Source organism: Actinomycetospora sp. ABD4_176 (assembly GCF_056311855.1).
Genome location: NZ_CM149974.1, coordinates 3513419 through 3536647, shown reverse-complemented (window position 1 = coordinate 3536647; position 23229 = coordinate 3513419). Strand labels below are relative to the sequence as shown.

Annotated in this window: 29 protein-coding genes; 10 read left to right on the top strand and 19 right to left on the bottom strand. The window is 75.0% G+C overall.

Annotated elements, in window-relative coordinates:
• The first annotated feature begins 58 nt into the window (after nucleotides 1–58).
• From ACYX4T_RS17155 to ACYX4T_RS17145, 3 genes are all read left to right on the top strand, one after another.
• On the top strand, nucleotides 59–295 hold the full coding sequence (locus ACYX4T_RS17155) for a hypothetical protein (protein ID WP_476010508.1): 237 nt from the start codon (nucleotides 59–61) through the stop codon (nucleotides 293–295).
• 145 nt (nucleotides 296–440) lie between these two features.
• Nucleotides 441–902, top strand: a complete 462-nt coding sequence (locus ACYX4T_RS17150) for an STAS domain-containing protein (protein ID WP_476010507.1) — start codon at nucleotides 441–443, stop codon at nucleotides 900–902.
• Nucleotides 903–931: 29 nt separating this feature from the next.
• On the top strand, nucleotides 932–1501 hold the full coding sequence (locus tag ACYX4T_RS17145) for a nucleoside deaminase (RefSeq protein ID WP_476010506.1): 570 nt from the start codon (nucleotides 932–934) through the stop codon (nucleotides 1499–1501).
• Here the strand turns inward: ACYX4T_RS17145 and ACYX4T_RS17140 are convergent.
• The 4 genes from ACYX4T_RS17140 to ACYX4T_RS17125 form a co-directional block, all read right to left on the bottom strand.
• Nucleotides 1465–1803, bottom strand: coding sequence for a hypothetical protein (locus ACYX4T_RS17140; protein ID WP_476010505.1), 339 nt, complete (start codon nucleotides 1801–1803; stop codon nucleotides 1465–1467). The genes ACYX4T_RS17145 and ACYX4T_RS17140 overlap by 37 nt on opposite strands.
• Before the next feature lie 146 nt (nucleotides 1804–1949).
• Nucleotides 1950–2585, bottom strand: a complete 636-nt coding sequence (locus ACYX4T_RS17135; RefSeq protein WP_476010504.1) for a DUF1707 SHOCT-like domain-containing protein — start codon at nucleotides 2583–2585, stop codon at nucleotides 1950–1952.
• Between the two features lie 38 nt (nucleotides 2586–2623).
• Entirely contained in the window at nucleotides 2624–3871 is a 1248-nt protein-coding gene (locus ACYX4T_RS17130) for an RNA polymerase sigma factor (protein ID WP_476010503.1), read from the bottom strand.
• On the bottom strand, nucleotides 3868–4248 hold the full coding sequence (locus ACYX4T_RS17125; RefSeq protein ID WP_476010502.1) for a YciI family protein: 381 nt from the start codon (nucleotides 4246–4248) through the stop codon (nucleotides 3868–3870). The genes ACYX4T_RS17130 and ACYX4T_RS17125 overlap by 4 nt, the downstream gene beginning before the upstream one ends.
• Nucleotides 4249–4433: 185 nt before the next feature.
• Here ACYX4T_RS17125 and ACYX4T_RS17120 point away from each other — a divergent pair, with 185 nt between their 5' ends.
• Entirely contained in the window at nucleotides 4434–5429 is a 996-nt protein-coding gene (locus ACYX4T_RS17120; protein WP_476010501.1) for an LLM class flavin-dependent oxidoreductase, read from the top strand.
• Here ACYX4T_RS17120 and ACYX4T_RS17115 read toward each other — a convergent pair.
• Nucleotides 5392–6018 carry a TetR/AcrR family transcriptional regulator gene (locus ACYX4T_RS17115; RefSeq protein WP_476010500.1) on the bottom strand — a complete coding sequence of 209 codons (627 nt, stop codon included), beginning with the start codon at nucleotides 6016–6018 and terminating at the stop codon, nucleotides 5392–5394. The genes ACYX4T_RS17120 and ACYX4T_RS17115 overlap by 38 nt on opposite strands.
• Nucleotides 6019–6088: 70 nt before the next feature.
• Between ACYX4T_RS17115 and ACYX4T_RS17110 the strand changes: the two genes are divergently transcribed.
• Nucleotides 6089–7225 carry an acyl-CoA dehydrogenase family protein gene (locus tag ACYX4T_RS17110; RefSeq protein ID WP_476010499.1) on the top strand — a complete coding sequence of 379 codons (1137 nt, stop codon included), beginning with the start codon at nucleotides 6089–6091 and terminating at the stop codon, nucleotides 7223–7225.
• 48 nt (nucleotides 7226–7273) lie between these two features.
• Here the strand turns inward: ACYX4T_RS17110 and ACYX4T_RS17105 are convergent, their stop codons facing one another.
• The 9 genes from ACYX4T_RS17105 to paaA form a co-directional block, all read right to left on the bottom strand.
• Nucleotides 7274–7588: a DUF8129 domain-containing protein gene (locus ACYX4T_RS17105; RefSeq protein WP_476010498.1), complete on the bottom strand. Its 315-nt coding sequence runs from the start codon at nucleotides 7586–7588 to the stop codon at nucleotides 7274–7276.
• A 41-nt stretch (nucleotides 7589–7629) separates the two neighbouring features.
• Complete coding sequence (locus tag ACYX4T_RS17100; protein ID WP_476010497.1) at nucleotides 7630–8268, bottom strand: DedA family protein; 639 nt, start codon at nucleotides 8266–8268, stop codon at nucleotides 7630–7632.
• Between the two features lie 99 nt (nucleotides 8269–8367).
• The gene (gene paaI / locus ACYX4T_RS17095) at nucleotides 8368–8775 is read right to left on the bottom strand and encodes a hydroxyphenylacetyl-CoA thioesterase PaaI (RefSeq protein WP_476010496.1); all 408 of its coding nucleotides are present in this window, start codon (nucleotides 8773–8775) and stop codon (nucleotides 8368–8370) included.
• Nucleotides 8768–10813: a phenylacetic acid degradation bifunctional protein PaaZ gene (gene paaZ / locus ACYX4T_RS17090; RefSeq protein ID WP_476010495.1), complete on the bottom strand. Its 2046-nt coding sequence runs from the start codon at nucleotides 10811–10813 to the stop codon at nucleotides 8768–8770. Before paaZ ends, paaI begins: the two co-directional genes overlap by 8 nt.
• Nucleotides 10814–10823: 10 nt before the next feature.
• Nucleotides 10824–11936, bottom strand: a complete 1113-nt coding sequence (gene paaE, locus ACYX4T_RS17085; protein ID WP_476010494.1) for a 1,2-phenylacetyl-CoA epoxidase subunit PaaE — start codon at nucleotides 11934–11936, stop codon at nucleotides 10824–10826.
• Nucleotides 11936–12445, bottom strand: a complete 510-nt coding sequence (gene paaD / locus ACYX4T_RS17080; RefSeq protein WP_476010493.1) for a 1,2-phenylacetyl-CoA epoxidase subunit PaaD — start codon at nucleotides 12443–12445, stop codon at nucleotides 11936–11938. The genes paaE and paaD overlap by 1 nt, the downstream gene beginning before the upstream one ends.
• Complete coding sequence (gene paaC / locus ACYX4T_RS17075) at nucleotides 12442–13374, bottom strand: 1,2-phenylacetyl-CoA epoxidase subunit PaaC (RefSeq protein WP_476010492.1); 933 nt, start codon at nucleotides 13372–13374, stop codon at nucleotides 12442–12444. The genes paaD and paaC overlap by 4 nt, the downstream gene beginning before the upstream one ends.
• Complete coding sequence (gene paaB / locus ACYX4T_RS17070) at nucleotides 13374–13724, bottom strand: 1,2-phenylacetyl-CoA epoxidase subunit PaaB (protein WP_476010491.1); 351 nt, start codon at nucleotides 13722–13724, stop codon at nucleotides 13374–13376. Before paaB ends, paaC begins: the two co-directional genes overlap by 1 nt.
• Nucleotides 13721–14695 (bottom strand): 1,2-phenylacetyl-CoA epoxidase subunit PaaA, encoded by a 975-nt coding sequence (paaA, locus tag ACYX4T_RS17065; RefSeq protein ID WP_476010490.1) that lies wholly within the window; start codon nucleotides 14693–14695, stop codon nucleotides 13721–13723. The genes paaB and paaA overlap by 4 nt, the downstream gene beginning before the upstream one ends.
• 631 nt (nucleotides 14696–15326) lie before the next feature.
• On the opposite strand from paaA, the gene ACYX4T_RS17060 reads away from it, so the two are divergent.
• Nucleotides 15327–15821 carry an N-acetyltransferase family protein gene (locus ACYX4T_RS17060; RefSeq protein WP_476010489.1) on the top strand — a complete coding sequence of 165 codons (495 nt, stop codon included), beginning with the start codon at nucleotides 15327–15329 and terminating at the stop codon, nucleotides 15819–15821.
• On the opposite strand, the gene ACYX4T_RS17055 is transcribed toward ACYX4T_RS17060, so the two are convergent.
• Entirely contained in the window at nucleotides 15793–16014 is a 222-nt protein-coding gene (locus ACYX4T_RS17055; protein WP_274232969.1) for a hypothetical protein, read from the bottom strand. The two genes, ACYX4T_RS17060 and ACYX4T_RS17055, sit on opposite strands and share 29 nt — an antisense overlap.
• Nucleotides 16015–16023: 9 nt before the next feature.
• A complete protein-coding gene (locus ACYX4T_RS17050) occupies nucleotides 16024–16677 on the bottom strand; it encodes a TetR/AcrR family transcriptional regulator (protein ID WP_476010488.1) in 654 nt (217 codons plus the stop codon).
• Nucleotides 16678–16879: 202 nt separating this feature from the next.
• Here ACYX4T_RS17050 and ACYX4T_RS17045 point away from each other — a divergent pair, with 202 nt between their 5' ends.
• A complete protein-coding gene (locus ACYX4T_RS17045) occupies nucleotides 16880–18457 on the top strand; it encodes a class I adenylate-forming enzyme family protein (RefSeq protein ID WP_476010487.1) in 1578 nt (525 codons plus the stop codon).
• Nucleotides 18458–18519: 62 nt separating this feature from the next.
• On the opposite strand, the gene ACYX4T_RS17040 is transcribed toward ACYX4T_RS17045, so the two are convergent.
• Nucleotides 18520–19317 carry an enoyl-CoA hydratase/isomerase family protein gene (locus ACYX4T_RS17040; protein WP_476010486.1) on the bottom strand — a complete coding sequence of 266 codons (798 nt, stop codon included), beginning with the start codon at nucleotides 19315–19317 and terminating at the stop codon, nucleotides 18520–18522.
• A gap of 137 nt (nucleotides 19318–19454) precedes the next feature.
• A complete protein-coding gene (locus ACYX4T_RS17035; RefSeq protein WP_476010485.1) occupies nucleotides 19455–20240 on the bottom strand; it encodes a class I SAM-dependent methyltransferase in 786 nt (261 codons plus the stop codon).
• A 134-nt stretch (nucleotides 20241–20374) separates the two neighbouring features.
• Between ACYX4T_RS17035 and ACYX4T_RS17030 the strand changes: the two genes are divergently transcribed.
• From ACYX4T_RS17030 to ACYX4T_RS17020, 3 genes are read left to right on the top strand one after another with little or no spacing between them, the layout of a single operon-like run.
• Nucleotides 20375–20743, top strand: a complete 369-nt coding sequence (locus tag ACYX4T_RS17030; protein WP_476010484.1) for a hypothetical protein — start codon at nucleotides 20375–20377, stop codon at nucleotides 20741–20743.
• Nucleotides 20744–20791: 48 nt separating this feature from the next.
• Entirely contained in the window at nucleotides 20792–21502 is a 711-nt protein-coding gene (locus tag ACYX4T_RS17025; protein WP_476010483.1) for a response regulator transcription factor, read from the top strand.
• Nucleotides 21499–22923, top strand: a complete 1425-nt coding sequence (locus tag ACYX4T_RS17020; protein ID WP_476010482.1) for a sensor histidine kinase — start codon at nucleotides 21499–21501, stop codon at nucleotides 22921–22923. Before ACYX4T_RS17025 ends, ACYX4T_RS17020 begins: the two co-directional genes overlap by 4 nt.
• On the opposite strand, the gene ACYX4T_RS17015 is transcribed toward ACYX4T_RS17020, so the two are convergent.
• Nucleotides 22889–23170: a hypothetical protein gene (locus ACYX4T_RS17015; protein WP_476010481.1), complete on the bottom strand. Its 282-nt coding sequence runs from the start codon at nucleotides 23168–23170 to the stop codon at nucleotides 22889–22891. The genes ACYX4T_RS17020 and ACYX4T_RS17015 overlap by 35 nt on opposite strands.
• Nucleotides 23171–23229: the final 59 nt, after the last annotated feature.

Here is a 23229-nt window from a genome sequence, read left to right as displayed (position 1 = left end):
CGGTGCGCACTCACCCGTGTGCGCGCCGGCGGCGCGCACCGTCCCCCGGAGCCGCCCGATGACCGAGCGATCCCGTCCCTCCTCCGACACCGCCGCATGGCGCGCCCACGTCGACGCGGCCGTCGACCCGCGCTTCGAGCGGGCCTTCGCCATCCTCGACGCCCTGAAGGTCGAACAGCAGCGTCCGGCCGGTCACGGCAGCACCCGGATCCTGGCTCTGCGCCGGGAGCTCGTGCGCCTGCTCGCCGAGGTCGACGGCCTGCGTGACCGGCACGGACCGGGGGCGGAGCGGTGAACGCCGTGCGCACGGCTCGTGCTCATGGCGTTGCCGTGGGTAAACTCCGGATGACCGAGTCGGCGGTTGAGACCTCCACGCCGCGACGCGCGATGCACACCGTTCCCCCGGAACGGTGTCTCCGTGGCCGTCCGAGGGAGGCCCGATGACCATCGACACCGAGGCGCCGGCCCGCACCACCACCCCCATCCACGACGTCGACACCGACATCGACATCGACACCGACATCGATGTCGACGTCCCCGCCGACCTCGCCGATCGGCGGCGTCGGGCGGTGGCCGAGGCCGTCGCCCACGCCGAGCCCGCTGCCACCGGCAACCGGCGGGCCGCGGTCGGCATCCGCCGCTACGGCCCGGGCTGCGTGGCCCTGGCCCTGCGCGGGCGTTTCGACCGCACCGGCCGCGAGCGCCTGCGCGCCCTGGCCGCCGATGTCGAGCGCCAGGCCGGCACCGAGCTCGTCATCGACCTCTCGGGGCTCGACGGGTGCGACGCCGGCCTGGCCCGCGTGCTCGGGCGGCTGCGCATCCGGTGCCTGGCGCGGGAGGCCCGCGTCGAGCTGCACGATCCGCCCGAGGCGCTCGCCGCGGAGCTCGGCCACCGGCGCTGAGCCGGGCGTGGCGTGGCACGGTGCCCGGTGTGCCACCGACGTTCAGCGACGACGACCTCGCCCACCTGCGCCACGGCGTCGACCTCGCGCGGGAGGCGCTCGAGGCCGGCGACGAGCCGTTCGGCTCGGTGCTGGTGGGGCCGGGCGGGGACGTGCGCTTCGCCGACCGCAACCGCGTCGCGGGCGGGGACGCGACGCAGCACCCCGAGCTCGCGATCGCCCGCTGGTCGGCCGGGGCGATGACGCCGGAGGAGCGGGCGGCGAGCACGGTCTACACGTCCGGCGAGCACTGCCCGATGTGCGCGGCGGCCCACGCCTGGGTCGGGCTCGGGCCGATCGTCTACGCGAGCTCGTCGGAGCAGCTCGCGGCCTGGCGCGCCGAGCTCGGGGCCCCGCCCTCGCCGGTGCGCCCGCTCGCGATCACCGAGGTCGCGCCGGCCCTACGCGTCGCCGGCCCGGTGCCCCCGCTCGACGAGGAGGTCCGCGCTCCAGGCGCGGCTGGTCCAGGAACGCATGTGAGCACTTTCCGGGCCTATAGGCCCGGAAAGTGCTCACGTACGGATCAGAAGCCGTCGGGGTCGGTGGCGGTGGTCTCGTAGGTGCCGTCGGCGTCGGTGTCGACCGCGGCGCTGTCGAAGTCGCCGTCGCCGTCGGTGTCGACCACGACGGTCTCGCCGTAGCCGTCGCCGTCGGTGTCCACGACACCGGTCTCGAAGGAGCCGTTGTGGTCGGTGTCGGCGATGAGCGTGTCGACCGCGCCGTTGCCGTCCTCGTCGGTGGCCACGGCGTCGACGTTGCCCTGGGCGTCGACGTGGTAGCTGCCGGCCACGGAGCCGTCGGCGTTGTAGACGGTGCCGTCGGCGGCGAAGTAGCGGTCCCCGGCGGTGGTGTCGGTGCTCATGGTGTGCTCGCTCTCGGTGAGGATCGGTGCCCGGTGTGGGGGCGTTCGAACCTCTGACGGTGCGGGCGGACCCGGATGTTCCGCGTCGAGCAGGAATTTCTCTGTGCTGGCCAGCCGTCACCGACGGTGAGCGTCAGTCGTCGTCGTCATCGTCGTCCCGGTCGCCCATCACCCCGGGCCGCCTCGGCCGGGGTCACGACCTCCACCGAGCCGAAGGCGCCATTGGCCTCGACGAGGACCTCGGGCAGCGTCATCCCGTTCGGCGGCGACTGGCAGGCCGCCTCGCAGCGCGTGCTCCCGAAGATCATCGCCCCGCTGGTGCGGGCGACGGTGCCCGGCGGCACGACGACCTCGGTCCGCCCGAACAGGGTCGCGACCTCCACCTCGCCGGCGCCCTGGGTGACCTGCACGGTGCGGTTGCCGAAGACCGCGGCGCCGTCGTCGGCGGTGACGAGGTTGCCGCCGACGAACAGCGCGACGCCGGCGAGCACGATCGGCACGATCGCCCTGCCCACCCGCTCGTGGAAGGGCGTGTGCGCCACCGGGGCCGGGCGGTCCTCCGTCGTCGCCGGCGTCGCCGGGCTCGCGGTCGCCGTCCCCGGCGGCAGGTCGGCGACCAGGACGTCGAGCTCGCGCTGCGTGCGCGCCGCCCAGCACTGCTGCGTGCGCTCGTCGTACTCCACGAGCGTGAGCACCCCGTCGTCGAGGGCGGCGCGCAGGCGGTCGTCGGTGGCCCGTCGCTCGCGGTCACCGATCCGCATCTCCGGTGGCTCGGCGCTCATGGCCCCATCCTGCCCTCACCGACGGTGCGGACGAGGGCTCACCGACCGTCGCGTCGCGCCGTCAGCAGCGCCCGGTCGTCGGGGTCGTCGGTGCGGGCGAGGGCGGCGTCGAGGGCGGCGCGCGCCGCGTCGTCGCGGCCGAGCCGGCGCAGGAGGTCGGCGCGCACGGCGTGCAGCAGGTGGTAGCGGTCGAGGCGCTCGGCGAGCTGGTCGACGATGGCCAGCGCCGCGGCCGGCCCCGCGGTCTCGGCGACGGCCACCGCGCGGTTGAGGGCGACGGTCGGGCTCGGCGCGACGGCGAGCAGCTGGTCGTGGAGGGCGAGGATCTGGGTCCAGTCGGTGGCGGCCGTGTCGGGCGCCGAGGCGTGGACGGCGTTGATCGCCGCCTGGAGCTGGTAGGGCCCGGGACGGTGGCGCCGCAGGCAGCGGCGGACGAGGTCGAGGCCCTCGGCGACGAGGTCGGCGTCCCAGCGCGTCCGGTCCTGGTCGGCGAGCAGCACCCGCGACCCGTCCGCCGCCCGGCGCGCGGGGCGGCGCGCCTCGGTGAGCAGCATGAGCGCGAGCAGGCCCAGCACCTCGGGCTCGTCGGGCATCAGCTCGGCGAGCAGCCGGCCCAGCCGGATCGCCTCGGCGGCGAGGTCCTCGCGGGTGGCGGTCGCGTGCCCCTCGGTGAAGACGAGGTAGACGACGGCGAGCACGCCCGGCAGGCGGTCCGGCAGGTCCGCGTCGTGCGGCACGCGGTAGGGGATGCGCGCGGCCCGGATCTTGTTCTTCGCGCGGACGATCCGCTGGGCCATGGTGGCCTCGCCGACGAGGAAGGCGCGGGCGATCTCCGCGGTCTCCAGGCCGCCGAGCAGCCGCAGCGTCAGCGCCACCCGCGCGGGCAGGGCCAGCGCGGGGTGGCAGCAGGTGAAGACCATGCGGAGGCGGTCGTCTCGCACCGGTCCCTCCTCGCGATCATCGGGATCGTCGGGGTCGTCCTCGTCCGGCGGGGGCTCCTCGCGGGCCGCGCGGGCCTCCTTGTCGCGGCCGACCGCGTCGCGGCGCAGGCGGTCGAGCGCGCGGCGCCGCGCGGTGGTCACGAGCCAGCCGCCCGGGTTGGGCGGGACGCCGTCGGCGGGCCAGCGGGTCAGCGCCACGGTGAGCGCGTCCTGCACCGCGTCCTCGGCGAGGTCGATGTCGCCGAGGACGCGGGTCAGCGTCGCCACCAAGCGCCCGTACTCCTCGGCGACGATGCTGGTGATCGCCGCCGAGGACGGGGTGCCGGTCACGGGGCCATCGCTCACGGCGCCCAGTGGAACGGCCGCACCTCGATGGGCAGGCCGACCGCCTCGGTGGAGCGCCTGCCCCAGTGCAGGGCGGCGTCGAGGTCCGGGGCGTCGATGATCGTCAGGCCGCCGACGTACTCCTTGAGCTCGACGAACGGGCCGTCGGTGACCAGCACGTCGTCGCCGCTGCGGGACAGGACCGTCGCGGTGTCGGGCGCCTCGAGGCCGCCGGAGAAGACCCAGACGCCGGCGGACTGCATGTCCTGCTGGAGCTGGGCGACGCGCCCCATGATCTCCTGCATCTCGGTGTCCGACGGCGGCTCGCCCTCGGCGGGCGTGATGACGCTGAGCAGGTAGTGGGCCACCGGGTCCTCCTCGGTCCGCTGCGCGGGCACCGTGCCCGCGCACCCCTCCACGAACGGCCGCGGGCCCGATCGACAGGTCCGGCCGAGATTTTCCCGAGCCCCGTCGCGGCGCGGTGACGACGTCAGGTCGATGGTGCACGACCTCCTCGCGGCGGGCGTCGGAGGTGCGGAAGCGTGGATGACCTGGCTCACACCCGGCGAGGAGGCCGTTCACCATGAAGCTCGCTCTCTACCTGCCGAACTTCCGTACCGAGGTGACGATCAAGGAGCTCGAGGACCTCACGGACCTCGCCGAGGAGCTCGACTTCGACTCCGTGTGGACGCTCGACCGGATCGTGGTCCCGGAGGCGTCGGACCGCGAGGAGCTCCAGCACACCTTCGGCATGATGGACGGGCTGCCCCACGCCCTGCCGGTCCAGGCGCGCGGCCAGTGGTTCCAGGGCTATCCGCTGCTCCCGTGGCTCGCCGCGCGGACGTCGAAGGTCCGCATCGGGCAGAGCATCATCGACGCGCCGTTCCGCGCGCTTGGCGTGCTGGCCGCGGAGCTGGCCACCATCGACCACCTCTCGGGCGGGCGCCTCAACGTCGGCCTCGGGGCGGGCTGGATGCCCGAGGAGTTCGCCGCCGCGAGCGCCGCGAACATCTTCCCGAAGCGGCACAAGCACGTCCGCGAGACGATCGAGGTCCTCCAGGGCATCTGGGGCAACGACCTCTTCGAGTACCACGGCGAGTTCGCCGACTTCGAGCGCTGCGGCTTCGGCGCCAAGCCGCTCCAGCAGCCGCGGCCGCCGATGTTCATGAGCGGCCTCAAGGACCCGCTGCGCTCGGCGAAGCGCATCACCACGTACGACCTCGACGGCTGGATCGGCATCCAGGACTCGCCGGAGGGCCTCGCGAAGTGGCTCACCGCGATCGACGAGCAGTTCGAGGAGATCGGCAGCCCCAAGCGGTCGAAGGACCTCGAGATCTGCAGCATGATCTGGACGGTCATCACCGAGGAGGAGACCGACCAGAGCACCGCGGGCGGTGTCGCGTCGAACCTGCTGGTCGGCACCGAGAAGCAGCTCACCGACCGGCTCAAGGCCTACCGGGAGGCCGGGCTGACCATGCCGTTGATCTGGCCGCCGTTCACCGACGTCCCGGTGTCGAAGACCCTCGACGACCTCAAGCGGATCAGGAACGACATCCTGCCGAAGGTCGAGGCGGTCTGACGGGGTCGCGCGCCAGCCCGTGCAGCAGCAGCGTCGCCAGGGCCTCGTAGGCCTCGGCGTCGGCGAGCCCGGTGGCGTCGGCGACGCGGCGCTGCTGGATCGCCAGCATCGTCGCGGTCACCATCTCGGCGGCGAAGGACACCGGCACGTCGCGGAAGTCGCCGGCCGTGACGCCCTCGTCGATGAGCTCACCGACCCGCCGGGCGGCGGCGGTGGTGTTGCGCGCGTAGACCTCGGCGGCGGGCGGGAAGGCCGCCATGTCGTCGACGAAGCGCGCCGAGGCGGGCGCGAGCTCGGCGGCGACGGCGCGCAGGTAGGCCGCGACGCGGTCGGCGGGCGCGGCGCACGCGGCGACGGCGGCCTCGACGCGCTCGGTGGCGCGCGCGAAGAAGCGCACGACGGCCGCGCGGACCAGCTGCTCCTTCGACCCGGCGAGCGCGTAGAGGGTGCGCTTCGAGCAGCGCAGGCGGGCCGCGACGTCGTCGAGGGTGAGGTGCGCGAAGCCCTCGGCCAGCAGCAGGTCGACCAGCGCGTCGAAGAGCTCCGAGTGGCGCGCGGCGCCGCGGCGCGCGGGGCTCGGGGCGGCCATGGCCCTACCCTAGCGCTCCTCTCAGCGGTACTCTAGGACCGTCGTCAGTACCGATAGGAGCGTGTGCCCGATGGCCGTCGACCGGTTGCTGCCCACCCAGGAGGCCGAGGACCTGCTGGAGCTGACCCGGGACATCGCCGACAAGGAGCTCGCGACCCGGGTCGAGGAGCACGAGCGGGCGGAGACCTACCCCGAGGGCCTGTTCTCGACCCTCGGTGAGGCCGGGCTGCTCGGCCTGCCCTACCCCGAGGAGGTCGGCGGGGGAGGGCAGCCGTACGAGGTCTACCTGCAGGTGCTCGAGGAGCTCGCGGCCCGGTGGGCGGCGGTCGCCGTCGCGACGAGCGTGCACTCGCTGTCGTGCTTCCCGCTGTTCACGTTCGGGACCGAGGAGCAGAAGCAGCGACTGCCCGAGATGCTCGGCGGCACGCAGATCGGCGGTTACTCGCTCTCGGAGCCGCAGGCCGGGTCCGACGCCGCGGCGCTGCGGTGCAAGGCGGAGAAGACCGAGGCCGGATACCGCATCACCGGCACCAAGGCGTGGATCACCCACGGCGGCCGCGCCGACTTCTACGCCCTGTTCGCCCGCACCGGCGAGGGCTCCCGCGGCGTGTCGTGCTTCCTCGCGCCCGGGCAGGCCGAGGGCCTGACCTGGGGGAGGCCCGAGGAGAAGATGGGGCTGCACGCGGTCCCGACGACGACGGCGAACTGGGACGGCGCGGTCCTCGACGCCGACCGGCTGATCGGCCGCGAGGGCCAGGGTCTGGAGATCGCGTTCTCCGCGCTCGACTCCGGGCGCCTCGGTATCGCGGCCTGCGCGGTCGGTCTGGCGCAGGGCGCGCTGGACGCGGCGGTCGCGTACGCGAACGAGCGGACGACGTTCGGGAAGAAGATCGTCGACCACCAGGGTCTGGGCTTCGTGCTCGCCGACATGGCCGCCGCCGTCGACTCGGCGCGCGCCACCTACCTCGACGCCGCGCGCCGGCGCGACCTCGGCCGGCCCTACTCGCGGCAGGCGAGCGCGGCGAAGCTCGTCGCCACCGACAACGCCATGCGGGTGACCACCGACGCGGTGCAGGTGTTCGGCGGCTACGGCTACACCCGCGACTTCCCGGTGGAGCGCTACATGCGCGAGGCCAAGATCATGCAGATCTTCGAGGGCACCAACCAGATCCAGCGCCTCGTCATCAGCCGGGGCTTCGCGCGGTAGCCATGTGAGCAGTTACCGGCCCTATAGGGCCGGTAACTGCTCACATGGTCAGCCGCCCCAGGTCACCTGGCGGAGGCCGTGGCGGTCGGGCGGGCCGGGCTGGGCGGCGCCGTCGGGGGAGACCGGCGAGCCGTGGGACGTGGCGCCCTCGCGTGCCTCCGACTGGTCGCCGCCGGAGGGCTCGGCGCCGGCGTCGAGCTCGGCGAGGCGGGTGCGCAGCACCTCGATCACCGGCATGCGCGACGAGTGCTCGCGCTCGTGGTCGAGCAGTCCGGCCACCTCGTCGCGGTCGAGCGAGCGGATGCGGTGCTTGACCGTCTCGACCGTGGCGTGGTCGAAGTCGGGGAACGGGGTGTCGGCCACGGAGACCTCCTCGGGGCGGGTGGGGTTCGAGGCCTACCCGCTCACGACGTCGCCGCACCCTCCTCCGGGGCGGTGAGCAGCCCGATCACCCGCTTCTTGACGAGGAACCCGACGACCAGGCCCACGACCAGCGCCACCGCCAAACCCGCCCAGGAGAAGCGCTTGAGCCAGGTCTCGGCCGCCACGCCGAGCGCGTAGACCAGGGCCGTGGTGCCGAAGGTCCAGAGCACCCCGCCGACGACGTTCGCCGGCATGAACTTCCGGTAGGGCATGCGCAGCGCGCCGGCCAGCGGTCCGGCGAGGATGCGGAGGATCGCGACGAACCGCCCGACGATCACCGTCAGCACGCCCCAGCGGTCGAACGCCCGCTCGGCGAGGGCGACGTGCGCCGGGCCGAAGTGCTTCGGGAACCGCCGTCCCGCCGCCGCGAGCAGCCCGATGCCGTAGCGCCGGCCCACGGCGAAGCCGATCGAGTCGCCGACGACCGCGCCGACCAGCGCGCACACCGCCACCCACACCGCCGAGACCGCGAGCTCCGGACGCGTCGCCATCAGCGTCGCGCTCACGAGCACGATCTCGCCGGGCAGGGGGATGCCGAAGCTCTCGATCCCGACCACGCCGAGGACGGTGAGGTACACCGCCAGCGGCGGGATCGTCGTCAACCAGTGCCCGATGCCCACGGCAGCGATGATGACCCACCGTGGCGTCGGTGGACACCACGACGTCAGGAGGACGACCGCAGATCGGGCTCCTCGTGACAGATGGTGACGATCCGGGCGCTAGCTGCTCCGCAACGTCCGGCTCCGGCCGCGGAACTCCGCGATGACCTGCCCGTCGCGGGGCCGCGTCACGGTCACGTCGTAGACGCCGCTGCGGCCGAAGGCGACCCGCTCGGTCGCGACGGCCTCGAGGACGTCGCCGGTCATCGCCGAGGCCACGAAGACGATGTCGGCCGCGGCCGCCACCGTCACCGGACCCGGCGAGTTGCAGGCGCACGCGAACGCGGAGTCGGCGAGCAGGAACAGGTAGCCGCCGTGGCACATGCCGTGGCCGTTGACCATCTCGTCGGTCACTGGCATCGACAGGCGCGCCCGCCCGTCGGCCGCCTCGTGCAGCTCCATCCCGAGCTTGCGCGAGGCGCCGTCGTCGTCCCACATGCGCCGGACGGACGCCGCGACGTCAGGCATCGGAGCCCTCGGAGCGCTTCGCCACCAGCGTCAGCACGTCGTACTTGGCCACGGGCTCGCCGTTCGCGTTGACCACCTCGGCATCCCACCGCACCTCCCCGTACGCCGCGGAGGCGCGGGGGGAGAGCTGCTTGGCGGTCAGCGTGATCGTCAGCTCGTCGTCGAAGCGCACCGGCGTCAGGAAGCGCAGATTGTCGACGCCGAAGTTCGCGAGCACCGGGCCCGGCGCCGGGTCGACGAACAGGCCCGCGGCGAACGACACCACGAGGTAGCCGTGGGCGACGCGCTCGCCGAAGAACGGGTTGGCGGCCGCGGCCTCGGCGTCGAGGTGGGCGTAGAACGTGTCGCCGGTGAACTCGGCGAAGTGCTCGACATCGGCCTCGGTGACCCGCCGCGGGCCGCCGACGACGGTGTCGCCGGGGCGCAGGTCCTCGAGGTGCTTGCGGAACGGGTGCTCGTCGGTGACGGTGCGCGCGCTGCCCCGGACCCAGCGTCCGGTGATCGCCGAGAGCATGTCCGGGCTGCCCTGCACCGCGGTGCGCGCCATGTGGTGGGCGACGCCGCGCAGCCCGCCCATCTCCTCGCCGCCGCCGGCGCGCCCCGGCCCGCCGTGCACGAGCTGTGGCATCGGCGAGCCGTGCCCGGTCGACTCCTTCGCGTCGGCGCGGTCGAGGACGAGCAGCCGCCCGTGCCACGGCGCCGCGCCCAGCACGACATCGCGGGCGAACTCCGGGTCGGCGGTGACCACCGAGCCCGCCAGCGAGCCCTGCCCGCGCGCGGCGAGCTCGACGACCTCGGCGGTCGACGAGTACGGCAGCACCGTCGCCACCGGCCCGAACGCCTCCACCTCGTGCACCGCGGCGCTGTCCGCCGACCCGCGCAGCAGCACCGGCGACAGGAACGCGCCCCGCTCGGCGTCGGCGCCGCGGACCTCGACGTGCTCGGGGTCGCCGAAGACCACCTCGGCGGCGTCGGTCAGCGACTTCAGCGAGCGGCGCACCTCCTCGCGCTGCTCCAGCCCCGCGAGCGCGCCCATGGTCACCTGCGGGTCCGCGGGGTCCCCGACGACCACGGCGGCCAGCTTCTCCCGCACCGCCTCGACCACCGCGTCGACCTGCGCCGACGGCACGAACGCCCGCCGGATCGCCGTGCACTTCTGCCCCGCCTTGACCGTCATCTCGGTGACGAGCTGGCCGACGTACAGGTCGAACTCCGGTGTCCCCGGCGTCGCGTCCGGACCGAGGATCGAGCAGTTCAGCGAGTCGGCCTCGGCGGTGAACCGCACCGCGCGCGCCGCGAGCACCGGGTGGGTGCGCAGCTGCCGCGCCGTGGACGCCGAGCCGGTGAAGGAGACGAGGTCCTGCTCGCCGAGGTGGTCGAACAGGTCGCCGGTCGAGCCCGCGAGGAACTGCACGGCGCCGTCGGGCAGCAGCCCCGACCCGACGATCAGCCGCACGAGCTCGGCGGTGAGGAACGCGGTGGGCGTCGCCGGCTTGATGATCGTCGGGACGCCGGCGAGGAACGCCGGGGCGAGCTTCTCCAGCGGGCCCCAGACGGGGAAGTTGTAGGCGTTGACCTGGACCGCGACCCCACGGCGCGGCGTGTAGACGTGCTGCCCGGCGAACGTGCCGCCCTTGCTCAGCGGGGCGAGGTCGCCGTCGAGCCACGGGCCCGACGCGGGCAGCTCCCGCTTGCCGAGCGACGCGTAGACACCGAGCACGCCGATGCCGCCGTCGACGTCGAACTTCGCGTCGCCGCGCGTCGCGCCCGTGCGCGTCGAGACGGCGTAGAGCTCGTCGCGGTGCTCGCGCAGGTACCCGGCGAGGGCCTTGAGCAGCGACGCGCGCTGGTGGAACGACAGCGCGCGCAGCGCGGGGCCGCCGGTGCGGCGCGCGTAGTCGGCGACGGCGGCCATGTCGATGCCGTCGGTGGCCAGGCGGCCGATCTCCTCGCCCGTGACCGCGTCGGTCATCGGGCGGCCCTCGACACCCTCGGGGGTGACCCACCCGCCGCGGACGTGGCTGGCAACGATGCTCATCCGTGAGCTCCTACACGTCGTAGTCGACCGTGACCTCGTCGGACACGGGCAGGGCCTGGCAGGTCAGCACGAACCCGGCCTCGACCTCCTCGGGCTCGAGCGCGAAGTTGCGCCGCATCCGGACCTCGCCGACCCTCACCTGCGCGCGGCACGTGCCGCAGACCCCGCCCTTGCAGGCGAAGGGCAGGTCGGAGCGGGTGCGCTGGGCGGCGTCGAGCACCGGCTCCGTGCGCGGCAGGGTCAGCACGCTCTCGCGGCCGTTGAGCACGACCGTCACCGTGGCTCCCGTGCCGTCGTCGACGACCTCGTCCTCGGCGCGGTGCACCTCGGGCGGCGGCTCGTCCACGTAGAACAGCTCGCGGTGGATCCGCGGGCGCGGGACGTCGAAGGCGCCGATCACGTCGGTCGCCGCCTCGACCATCCCGAGCGGCCCGCACAGCCACCAGTGCGCGACCTCGCCGACCGGCACGAGCGCGCCGATCAGGGTCCGCAGCCGGTCGGCGTCGAGGCGGCCGTTGAACAGGTCCGCCGCGGTGGGCTCGCGCGAGAGCACGTGCACCAGCGACAGTCGGGGGCCGTAGCGGTCCTTGAGGTCGGCGAGGTCCTCGCCGAACATCACCGTGTCGCTGCGGCGGTTGCCGTAGAGCAGCGTGACCTCGGTGTCGGGGTACGCGGCGAGCACGGTCGCGGCGATCGAGAGCACCGGCGTGATGCCCGAGCCCGCGGCGACGAGGACGTGGTGCTCGCCGGGCGCGACCTCGGGGGTGAAGCGGCCCTGCGGCGGCCCGACCTCGAGCGCGTCGCCGGCCGCGAGCCGGTCCACGAGCCTCGTCGAGAACAGCCCGTCGGCGACCCGGCGCACCCCGATCCGCGGCGCGGCACCCTCCGGGGCGCAGATCGAGTACGAGCGCCGCTCCTCGCCGGCCGGCGTCTCCTGGCGCAGCGTCAGGTACTGGCCGGCGCGGAAGGCGAAGTCGTCGCGCAGGTGGTCGGGGACGTCGAGGGTGACCGCGACGGCGTCCTCGGTCAGCCGCTCGACGTCGGCGACGCGCAGGCGGTGGAAGCCGGGGACGCTGCCGGCGGCGGGGTCCTCGGTGTCCCTGTCCTCGGTGGCGGCCGTCATCAGATCTCCTTGACGTGCTCGAACGGCTCGCCGCACACCCGGCAGCGGCGCAGCGCGGTGCAGGCGGTGGGGCCGAAGCGCGAGGTCTCCTCGGTGTCCGCGGCGCCGCACTGCGGGCAGGCGACGACGCGCGACGGCGCGTGCAGCGTCAGCGGCACCGGGCCGCCCGCGGGCCGCGGCCCGAGGCGGTCGGGCGGGGCGACGCCGGCCTCGGCGAGCTTGCGGCGGCCGTCGTCGGAGATCCAGTCGGTGGACCACGGCGGGCTGAAGGTCGTGCGGACCTCCACCTTCGCGTGGCCGGCCTCGTGCAGGGCGCGCCGCAGGTCGTCGCGCATCTCGTCGAGGGCCGGGCAGCCCGAGTAGGTCGGGGTGAGGGTGACGACGACCGTGCCGTCGGCGCCGGTCTCGACGCCGCGCAGGACGCCGAGGTCGGCGAGCGTGAGCATCGGCATCTCGGGGTCGACGACGGCCTCGGCGGCGGTCCGCGCGTCCGTGAGGGCTGAGGTCACCACGTCGCCTCCGGGTGGGCGCGGGCCAGGGACTGCATCACCGCGAGCACGGGGCCCAGCGCCTCGGTGTGCACGCCGTCGCGGCCCCCGCGCCCGCCGACGAGGCCGACGGCGGCGCGCTCGGGGCGCGTCAGCGTCGCGGCCGGGAGGACCTGGTCGAGGACGGCCTCGACCTCCCCGCGCAGCTCGGTCGGGTCGACGGCGACGCCGGCGTCGACGAGGCGGCGCTCGACGCTGTGGGCGGTGAAGAGCTCCTCGACGAACGGCCACACGGCCTCGAGGCCCGCCTGCATCCGCGCGTGCGAGAGGGCGGTGCCGTCACCGAGGCGCAGCACCCACTGGGCGGCGTAGTCGCGGTGGTAGGTCAGCTCCTTGACGGCCTTGCCCGCGACGGCGGCGAGCACCGGGTCGCGCGAGCCGGTGAGGCGCTGCAGCAGCGCGAGGCGCCAGGAGGCGAGGACGAGGATCCAGGCGACGGTCTGCGCGAAGTCGCCGAGGTCGGTCTCGACGAGGGTGACGTTGCGGAACGCGCGGTCGTCGCGGAAGTACGCCAGCACGTCCTCGTCGTCCTGCGGGCCACTGCGGAAGGACTCGGCGGCGCCGAGGTGCCCGGCGCGCGCGAGCAGCACGCGGGCCTGCCCGAGCAGGTCGAGCGCGATGTTCGCGAGCGCGACCTCCTCCTCGAGCTCCGGGGCCTTCGTCGTCCAGCCCGACAGGCGCTGCGACGCGACGAGCGCGTCGTCGGCGAGCATCAGGCAGTAGGTGGCCAGGTCGTCGCGGTCGACGCCGTCGGGCACCGGGGCGTCGATCGCCGAGAGCGCGGTGGGGCCGGCGTCGAACCCGGTGCCGAAGGCCCAGCGCCCGTCGTCGTCGGCGCCGGCCAGGGCGTCGTAGACGTTCTCGTCGTCGGTCTCGTCGTGGCTGTGCATCAGAGGTGGGGGACGTCGTCGGGGATCTCGTAGAACGTGGGGTGGCGGTAGACCTTGTCGCCGGACGGCGCGAAGAACGGGTCCTTCTCGTCCGGGCTCGACGCGGTGATCGCGTCGCCGCGCACGACCCAGATGCTCACGCCCTCGTTGCGCCGCGTGTAGAGGTTGCGCGCGTTGTGCAGGGCCATCGTGTCGTCGGGGGCGTGGAGCGACCCGACGTGCACGTGGTTGAGGCCCCGCTTGCCGCGGACGAAGACCTCGTAGAGCGGCCAGTGCGCCCGCGGCGGCGTCGAGCCGTCGAACCGCGGCTCGCCCTCGACGTGCGCGGTGGTGTCGTCGGCCATGCTCATGCCGCGGGCACCTCCTGCTTCGTCCTCTGCTGCGCCCCCTGCTTCGCGGCGTAGGCGGCGGCCGCGTCGCGGACCCACTGCCCGTCCTCGTGGGCGGCGCGGCGGTTGGCCAGGCGCTGGGCGTTGCACGGCCCGGCACCCTTGACCACCTGCGCGAACTCGTCCCAGTCGATCGCCCCGAAGTCGTGCGCCTGGCGCTCGGGGTTCCAGCGCAGCTCCGGGTCGGGCAGCGTGACGCCCAGGGCCGCCGCCTGCGGGACGGTCATGTCGACGTAGCGCTGGCGCAGCTCGTCGTTGGTGTGGCGCTTGATCCGCCACGCCATCGACTGCTGGGTGTTCGGCGAGTCGCCGTCGGCGGGGCCGAACATCATCAGCGACGGCCACCACCAGCGGTCCACGGCGTCCTGGACCATCGCGCGCTGGGCGTCGGTGCCGGCCATCAGCGTGCGCAGGAGCTCGAAGCCCTGGCGCTGGTGGAACGACTCCTCCTTGCAGATGCGCACCATGGCCCGCGCGTAGGGCCCGTAGCTCGAGCGGCACAGCGGGACCTGGTTGCAGATCGCCGCACCGTCGACGAGCCAGCCGATGACGCCGATGTCGGCGAACGTCAGCGTCGGGTAGTTGAAGATCGACGAGTACTTCTGCTTCGCGTCGATCAGCTTCTCGGTGAGCTCGGCACGGTCGACCCCGAGGGTCTCGGTGGCCGAGTAGAGGTAGAGCCCGTGGCCGGCCTCGTCCTGCACCTTCGCCAGCAGGATGGCCTTCCGGCGCAGGCTCGGGGCGCGGAGGATCCAGTTGCCCTCGGGCTGCATCCCGATGATCTCGGAGTGCGCGTGCTGGGCGATCTGCCGGACGAGCGTCCTGCGGTAGCCCTCGGGCATCCAGTCGCGCGGCTCGATGCGGCCCTCGGCGGCGACGGTGCGCTCGAAGTCCGCCTCGAGGTCGCGGGTGTCGTCCTCGGTCACCGTCATCGGCGCCCCACCTCCGTACCGAATGTTCGTTCGGTTGCGATGGTGACGCATCGGGGCGGGGGTCCGCAACCGTCGCGCCCGGCTCCGGCGGGGTGGGGTCGGCGGGACCTGTGGCGTTGATCGCGTCGAGAGCGACGGGCCGGGCGATCGCCGCCGGACGACGAGAGGTCGGCCGGGAGGGGCTGGCCCGCGACCTATGCCGTTGATCGCGTCGAGATCGCCGCGCGGGTACGCCGTTCTGCGCCGTGCCGGGCGCGCGCCGTGCCCGCCGCGGCGCGGCGCGGCACGTCGCAGCCGGGGTGGAGCGAGGGCGTCGTTCGCTGCTCCTGGGGGCGCGAGGCCGTCGTTCGCTGCTCCGGGGGGCGCGAGGCCGTCGTTCGATCCCGGGCCGCGGGGGCGGGTTCACCGCCCAGAGGAAGCGAACGCGTCGTTCGCTGCCTCGAGCGGTGCGAGGGCGTCGTTCACTGCGCGGGGCGCTGTCGTTCTCGACGCGATCTCGGGCATAGGTCGTCGGGGCGGCCCGTCGGGTGTGGAACGCCGCGCCGTCGGTGCGCCGGCGCGGCAGGGGGGCACGCGGTCTCGACGTGATCACGTGCGCAGGTCACCGACGACCTCGGTGAGGATGCACCGCATGGACGTGCTGGCGACGCTGCGGGACGGGGAGCTGACGGTGCGGCGGGCGCGGGCCGGGGACCTGCCGGACCTGGTCGCGCTGCTCGCCGCGGACCCGGTCAGCGCCGGGCGGGGCGACGCCGTCGACGACCTCGCGCCCTACGAGGTCGCGTTCGCCGAGATCGACGCCGACCCCGCCCACCTGCTGGTCTGCCTCGAGGACGCCGCGGGCCGGATCGTCGGCACCCTGCAGCTCTCGGTGCTCCCGAACCTCGGGCGGCGGGGGACGCGGCGGGCGCAGCTGGAGTCGGTGCACGTGGCCGCGGAGTGCCGAGGCCGGGGGTACGGGGCCGCGCTCGTCGGGTGGGCGGTGGCGGAGGCGCGCCGGCGGGGGTGCGGGCTGGTGCAGCTCACGAGCGACGTCTCCCGCGCCGACGCCCACCGGTTCTACGAGCGGCTGGGCTTCACCGCCACGCACCACGGGTTCAAGCAGGACCTGACGTCCCGTCGATGAGCTCGTCGAGCGTGACGTACAGGCCCGACCCGCCGGTGCGCTCGCTCCGCTCGACCGCGGCCCGGGCGCGGGCGGCGATGCGCGAGATCTCGTCCGCCGCGACCACGCGGGTCTGCAGGACGGTGCCGTCGCCGTCGGTCAGCGTCACGGCGACGAGGCCGGTGTCGGGCTGCTCGGAGAACTCCAGCGGCACGTGGCCAGCCTAGGCCCGACGTGCGTCGCCGGCAGGCCCCTGCGCGAGCAGCCCCTCGAAGGCCATGCGGTCGACCTCGGCGACGAGCTCGTCGACCGGCACGCGCCCGGGGCGGTACCACTCGACGAGCGAGTTCACGAGCCCCGAGAGCAGGCGGGCGTCGACGGCCGGGTCGAGGCCCGCGCGCAATTCCCCGGCGGCCGAGGCCTCGCGGACCAGCGACGCGATCGCGGCGTCGAACTCGCGGCGGCGTCCGAGGGCCCAGCGCTCGGTCTCGGTGTTGCCGCGCAGGCGCAGCAGCAGCGTGACGTGCGGCAGCTCGCCGACCAGCACCTCGACCTGGCGCCGCACGATGTGGCGCAGGCGGGTCAACGGGGTTCCGGTGGTCGCGGCCGGCTCGTCGAGGATGCCGAAGAGTCCGTCGAGCGCGCGCTCGAGCGCCGCGCGCAGCAGGGCCTCCTTGCCGCGCACGTGGTGGTAGAAGGACGACTTCGTGATGCCGGCGGCGGCGGAGAGGTCCTCCATGCTCGTGGCGTCGTAACCGCGCTCGTTGAACACCCGCGCCGCGACCTCGACGAGGCTCGCGTGGTCGTAGGCCGGTCGGGCCCGGCGGGCCCCCACGGGACGCTCGCCCTCGGGAGCGGGGGGACGGGTGCCGGTCACGCCGGGAAATCTACGTCCCGATCGTCGCCTCCTGGTGCGGGCGGCTGGATCCCGGCGTGCCAGCGATGCGGCATCGCTGGCGTCAGACGCCAGGGACGCCGCATCCTCGTCCTGGCCGCGTGGGGCGGGTCACTGCTACCTTCGCGGCCGACCGAACGATCGTTCGCCTGCGGTGCCCGCAGCGTGTCCCCCGAGGTGGTCGATGACGACGCTCGAGACCCTCCACGACCTCGCGCCGGCCTCGGACGCGGGCAACGCGACCCGCACGATGGGCGCACCCCTGCGCCGCGCGCTCGCGACGGCGCGGGACCGCACGGCGGTGGTGTGCGGCGAGCAGACCGTCACCTACGCCGAGCTCGCCGACCGTGTCGCGCGCCTCGGCACCGTCCTCACCCGCCTCGGCCTGCGCCCCGGTGACCGCGTCGGCGTCCTCGGCGCGAACTGTCACCGCTACCTCGAGCTCTACCTGGGCCTGCCCGGCCACGGGCTCGTCATCGTCCCGCTCAACGTCCGGCACACCGCCGCCGAGCGGACGTACGCGCTGCGCGACGCCGGGGCGCGCGTGCTGTTCGCGGACCGCGCGCTCGACGGTCTCGACCCCGACCTGCGCGTCGTCGACACCACGAGCGAGTACGAGACCCTGCTCGCCGAGGCGGAGCCGACCGCCCCGCTGCGCGAGCCCGCCGAGCACGACCTCGCCGGCATCTTCTACACCGGCGGCACCACGGGCGCGGCCAAGGGCGTCATGCTCACCCACGGCAACCTCGTCGCCAACGCGTTCCACTTCATGGCCTGCTGGCCGTTCACGCCCGACACGTCGTGGCTCGTCGTCGCGCCGATGTTCCACGCGGCCGGGACGATCGGCGCGCTGTCCACGGTCTGGGCCGGCGGCACGCAGGTGATGTGCTCGGCGTTCACCCCTGACGGCGTGCTCGACCTCGTCGAGCGCCACGGCGTCACGGCGACGCTGGTGGTGCCGACGATGATGGACGCGCTCGCCGCGGAGCAGACCGCGCGCCCGCGCCGGGTCTCCTCGCTGCGCTGGCTCTCGCACGGGTCGTCGCCGGCGGCGGTCGAGCTGCTGCGACGCACGCACGCCGCGTTCCCGGACGCCGAGATGCTGCACATCTACGGGCTGACCGAGACCTCGCCGATCGTCACGCTGCTGCCCGGCGAGCAGCACCTGCTCGACACCCCGCAGGCCCGGTCGTGCGGGCGGGCGGCGGTCGGGGTCGAGGTGGTGGTCGTCGACCCGGCCGACCGGACGCCGTTGCCGCCGGGGCTGGTCGGCGAGGTCCTGATCCGCGGCGCCAACGTTACCGCCGGCTACTGGAACAAGCCCGAGGAGACCGCCGCCGCGCTGCGCGACGGCTGGTTCGCGTCGGGCGACCTGGGACTGCTCGACGACGGCGGGCACCTGTTCCTCGTCGACCGCGCCAAGGACATGATCGTCTCGGGCGGCGAGAACGTGTACAGCGCCGAGGTCGAGAACGCGCTGTTCGCGCACCCGTCGGTGGTCGAGGTCGCGGTGTTCGGGGTGCCGCACGAGCGCTACGGCGAGTCGGTGCACGCCGTCGTCGTCCTGCGCTCGCCGCCCGACGACCCGGACGCCTTCGCCGAGGAGCTCGTGGCCCACTGCCGGGCGACGATCGCCGGCTACAAGGTCCCGCGGAGCATCGAGACGAGGACCGAGCCGCTGCCCAAGTCGGGGGCGGGGAAGATCCTCAAGCGCGAGCTGCGGGCGGTGTTCTGGAGCGAGCGAGAGTCGCAGCTGACCTGAGCCTGACGCAGCGAACGGGCTGTTCGCTGCTTCTACGCGCGCGAACTCCCCTTTCGCGCGCGTCAGTGCCCGGTGAACGTCGGCTTCTCCTTGGCCAGGAAGGCCTCGACGGCGTTGCGGTGGTCCTGGGTCGCGACGAGGCGGGACTGGGCGGCGCCCTCGTGCTCGAGCACCGTCGGCAGGGACGAGACGGTGCCGAGCGCGATGGCGGCCTTGATCTCCGCGTAGGCGGCGGTCGGGCCTGTCGCGAGGCGGCGGGCCAGGGCGAGGGCCTTGTCGTCGAGCTCCTCGGCCGCGACGACCTCGCGCACCACGCCCCAGTCGCGGGCCTGCTCGGCGGTGAAAGCGTCACCGAGCATGAGCAGGTCGGTGGCCCGGGAGGCGCCGACGGCGTGGGCCAGCGTGGCCGAGAGCCCGGAGTCGCCGCCGAACCCGATGCCGGCGAAGGCCGTCGCGAACCGCACCCCGCTCGCGGCCAGGCGCAGGTCGCAGGCGAGCGCGAAGCCCAGGCCCGCGCCGACACAGGTGCCGCCGACCGCGGCGATCGCCGGCTTCGGCATCGTCGCGAGCGCGGAGGTGATGCGGTTGTAGTGCTCGGGCACGGTGCGCATCGCGTCCGGGTCGCCCGAGCGCAGCACCTCGGCGTGCTCGCCGAGGTCCTGCCCGACACAGAACGCGGGGCCCGCCGCGGCGAGGACGACCGCACGCACGCTCGCGTCCTGGCCGACCTCCTCGAGCGCGTCGCGCAGCGCCACCTTGAGCTCGGTGGTGAGCGCGTTGCGGCGGTCCGGGCGGTTCATCCGCACGACCGCCACCGCGGCCTGGTCGTCCCGGGTCACCTCGACCGCGTCGCTCGTCATCGACCGCACTCCCATCCTCCGGCGTCAGCTCCGATCATGCTGCCCGCCCGGCCCCGGTCGTGACAGGGGGCGGGCCCGGGCCCGGCACCGGATACCGCGCGGACTCCGGACGCGTGCCCCCGGCGCCCGCCGGAGGCTCAGGGCACGCGGGCGACGAGGGTGATCACCGGCGGGCGGTAGGGGGCCATCACCGGGCGCACCGCCGCGACGGCCGCGGCCCGCAGCGCCGCCCGCTCGGCGTCGGGCATCGCGCCCAGCCAGGCGGCGACGTGGGCCTGGCCGAGCCGGTAGTCGACGAGGTCCTCGGCGCGCTCGACACCGACGTCGGCGGCGTGCTCGGTGACCGCGACGACGTCCAGCCCGGCGTCGCGGGCGGCCCGGCTCGCCGTGTCGACGTCGCCGAGCTGCGGGGACTGGACGGTCGTGAGGTGCGCGTGCCAGTCGGGCGGCACCCACCCGGCGTCGACGACGACCGCGTCGATCCGGTCCCGCGCCGCGCGGTGGCCGCTCGAGGCGGCCGGCAGCGACGCCAGCATCGCCCCTCCCGGACGCGTGACGCGGGCGAGCTCGCGCAGCGCGGCCGTCGGGTCGTCGACGTGGTTGAGCACGAACGCGGCGACGGTGTCGTCGACGCACCGGTCGCGCAGCGGCACCGCCTCCAGCGCGCCCGCGACGGCCGGCGGGCGCGACGCGGCGTCTCGGCCGAGCATCGCCGGCGAGCGGTCCAGCGCCACCGGCTGCGCGCCCACCGCCCGCAGCGCCGCCGACGCCAGGCCCGTCCCCGCGCCGGCGTCGAGCACCCGCCGGCCCGCGAGCGGGTGCGGCGCGGCGGACACGAGTTCCGCGGCCAGCGGCCCGTAGACCAGCGACGCGCCCGTCGCCCAGCCCGTCGCCGCCGCGGCGTACCGATCGACACCGTCCACCTCGTCTGCACCCACCCCGGACCTCACCGTTCCCTCAGAGACGCCACAGAGCTGCGTCACGACCGCCCACCAGAGTGATCACCGTGAGGCGGCCGCCCCCGACCGGCCGCCACGATCGTCGAGGAGATCGATCGATGGACAACCGCGCCCTGCCGATGCTCGCCGGACCGGTCCTGGCCGCACTGCTCGTCCTCGCCGGCTGCGCCGGCGCGCCCGACGCGGCGCCGACCGGCGGACCGGCCGCCGCACCCGCTCCCGTGGCCGCCACGGCGGGCACGGCCCCGGCCGGCAACGCCCAGGCACCGTGCACCACCCGCCTGCGGCCCGGCGCGAGCGGCGGGAGCCCGCTGACGCTCACCCCGGAGGCGCGCGCCGAGATCGAGCGGCTGCGCGGGCAGCCGGGGCCGCAGAGCGGGCAGGCCCCCGACCCGGCGCTCGCGTCCCGCCTCGCCGACATCAGCGAGCGCGTCGAGCGGGCCGCCCGCCCCTGCGCCGACCGCTGACGCCGCCGACGGCCGGCGACCACGACCGGAGCGGCAGAATCCGCGACCATGACCGAGCCGTCCCCCGACCTCCTGGTCGTCGACGACGACGCCGACGTCCGTGCCTCGCTGGAGCGGGGCCTGCGGCTGTCGGGGTTCGCGGTGCGCTCCGCGCAGGACGGGCCCGGCGCGCTGCGGGCGGTGCACGAGCGGGTCCCCGACGCCGTCGTCCTCGACCTCGGGCTGCCCGGGATGGACGGGGTGGCGGTCGTGTCCGCGCTGCGGGCGATGGACCACGACGTCCCGGTGTGCGTGCTCTCCGCGCGCGACACCGTCGACGACCGCGTCGTCGGCCTCGAGGCGGGCGCCGACGACTACATGGTCAAGCCGTTCGCGCTGACCGAGCTGGTGGCGCGGCTGCGGGCGCTGCTGCGGCGCGGGGCCCGGTCGGCCGCGGTCGCGGAGCCCGCCCTCGGCGAGGTGCTCACCACCGGCCCGCTGCGCATCGACCTGGCGCGGCGCGCCGTCGCGGTGGGCGAGCGGTCGGTGGACCTGACGAAGCGGGAGTACGAGCTGCTCGTCGTCCTCGCCCGCAACGCCGAGGTCGTGCTGACCCGCGAGCGGCTGCTCGAGATGGTCTGGGGCTACGACTTCGCCACCGACACCAACGTCGTCGACGTCTTCGTCGGCTACCTGCGCCGCAAGCTGGAGGCCGACGGCACGCCGCGGCTCGTGCACACCGTGCGCGGGGTCGGGTTCGTGCTGCGGGAGGGCGGGTGAGCGCTCCGGCACCGGCTCCCGCACCGGCTCCCGCACCGGCTCCGACGAGGCCCCGGCGGCGCTCGGCCTCCCTGCGCCTGCGCGTCGCGCTGGCCGCCGGGCTGGCGTCGACGGTGGTGGTCGTGCTCGTCGGCGTGCTGGCGTCGGTGCTGCTGACGCGCGAGCAGACCGAGCGCCTCGACCGCAGCCTCGTGCCCGGCTCGCCGGCGGTGCTCGGCTCGTTCGCCTCGACGCGCGCCGACCTCGCGGTGACCCTGCGGGCCCCGGACGGCACCGTGCGCCGCGTCAGCGGGCCCGAGCTGCCGCTGACCCCGCCGGGCATCCCGACCTCGGTCGACGTCGGCGGCGTCGCCTACCGCGTCCGCACCGCGCCCGGGCCGGCACCGGGCGCGCTGGTCACCGTCGGCGCCACCGAGGACGACACCCGGGCGCGGGTGGCGGAGCGGCAGCGCCTGGTCGTCGGGCTCGGCGTCGTGGCCGTCGCGCTGGCGGCGGGGCTCGGGTGGGTGTTCGCGGGCCGTGCGGTGCGCCCGATGCGCCGCCTCACCGACCGGGCCGCGACGCTGGGACCCGCCGCCGACCCCACCTCCGACCCCGCCGCCGACCCCGACGTGGCGCCGCCGGCCGTGCGCGCCGACGGCTCGCGGGAGTCCGAGGAGCTCGCCGACGCCCTGAACGCCATGCTCGCCCGGCTGCACGCCGAGCAGCAGCGCAGCACCGCCTCGCTGCACGCCGCCCGCGACTTCGCCGCGGCCGCACGCCACGAGCTGCGCACCCCCTTGACCGCCATGCGCACCGACCTCGAGGTCCTCGCGGCCCACCCCGACCTGCCCGAGCGCGACGAGGTCCTCGCCGACGTCCTGCGCGCCCAGGCCCGCGTGGAGGCCACGCTGACCGCGCTCGGGCAGCTCGCCGCAGGCGACCTCCCGGATGCGGGTGGTCCGGACGGCGGCGACCCGGTCGCGGTGGCGGACCTGCTGCGCCTGGCCGCGGAGGACGCCCGGCGCGCGCACCCGGGGCTGGAGGTCGTCGCCGAGGAACCGGCGGGCTCGGTCCGGGGCCTCGTCCGAAGCTCGGTCCGGGGCTCGCCGGAGGGCCTGCGGATGGCGCTGGCGAACGCCGTCGTCAACGCCGTCCGGCACGGGGGAGCGGGGTGCGTGCGGCTCGGGGCCCACGCCGGGGAGGACGGCGGGGTCGTGCTCACCGTCGACGACGACGGCCGGGGGCTGCCCGCCGCCGAGCGGGAGGCGGCGCTCGGGCGCTTCGTGCGCGGCAGCACGGCGGGGACACCCGGGTCGGGGTTGGGCCTGGCGCTCGTCGCGCAGCAGGCTGCGCGCCACGACGGGAACGTGCGCCTGGAGGACGCGCCGGGCGGGGGGCTGCGCGTCAGCCTCGCGATCGGTCCGGGTCGAACTGGGTGACCAGCCGCAGGTCCCAGGCCTCCGGCCACGGCACGGAACGCCGGACCCGCTCGTAGATCCAGGCGGTGAAGCCCTCGGCCACGAGGGTGCGCGCGAGCTCGACCAGCGGGGCGAGGTCGTCGGACTCGTGCTGCTCGTGGTCGTTGCGGGCCGGGGTGTGCAGCGGTCCGCGGAAACGGCGGGCGTCGAGCCGGTAGCGCCGTGGCCCGCCCGTCCCCGGTAAGGAACTGTCGCCGGTGTCGCTCATGTCGCCGACTCTAGCGCCTCGGACGGCATCGGCGACAGGGGCGACATCGGAGAAAGCGG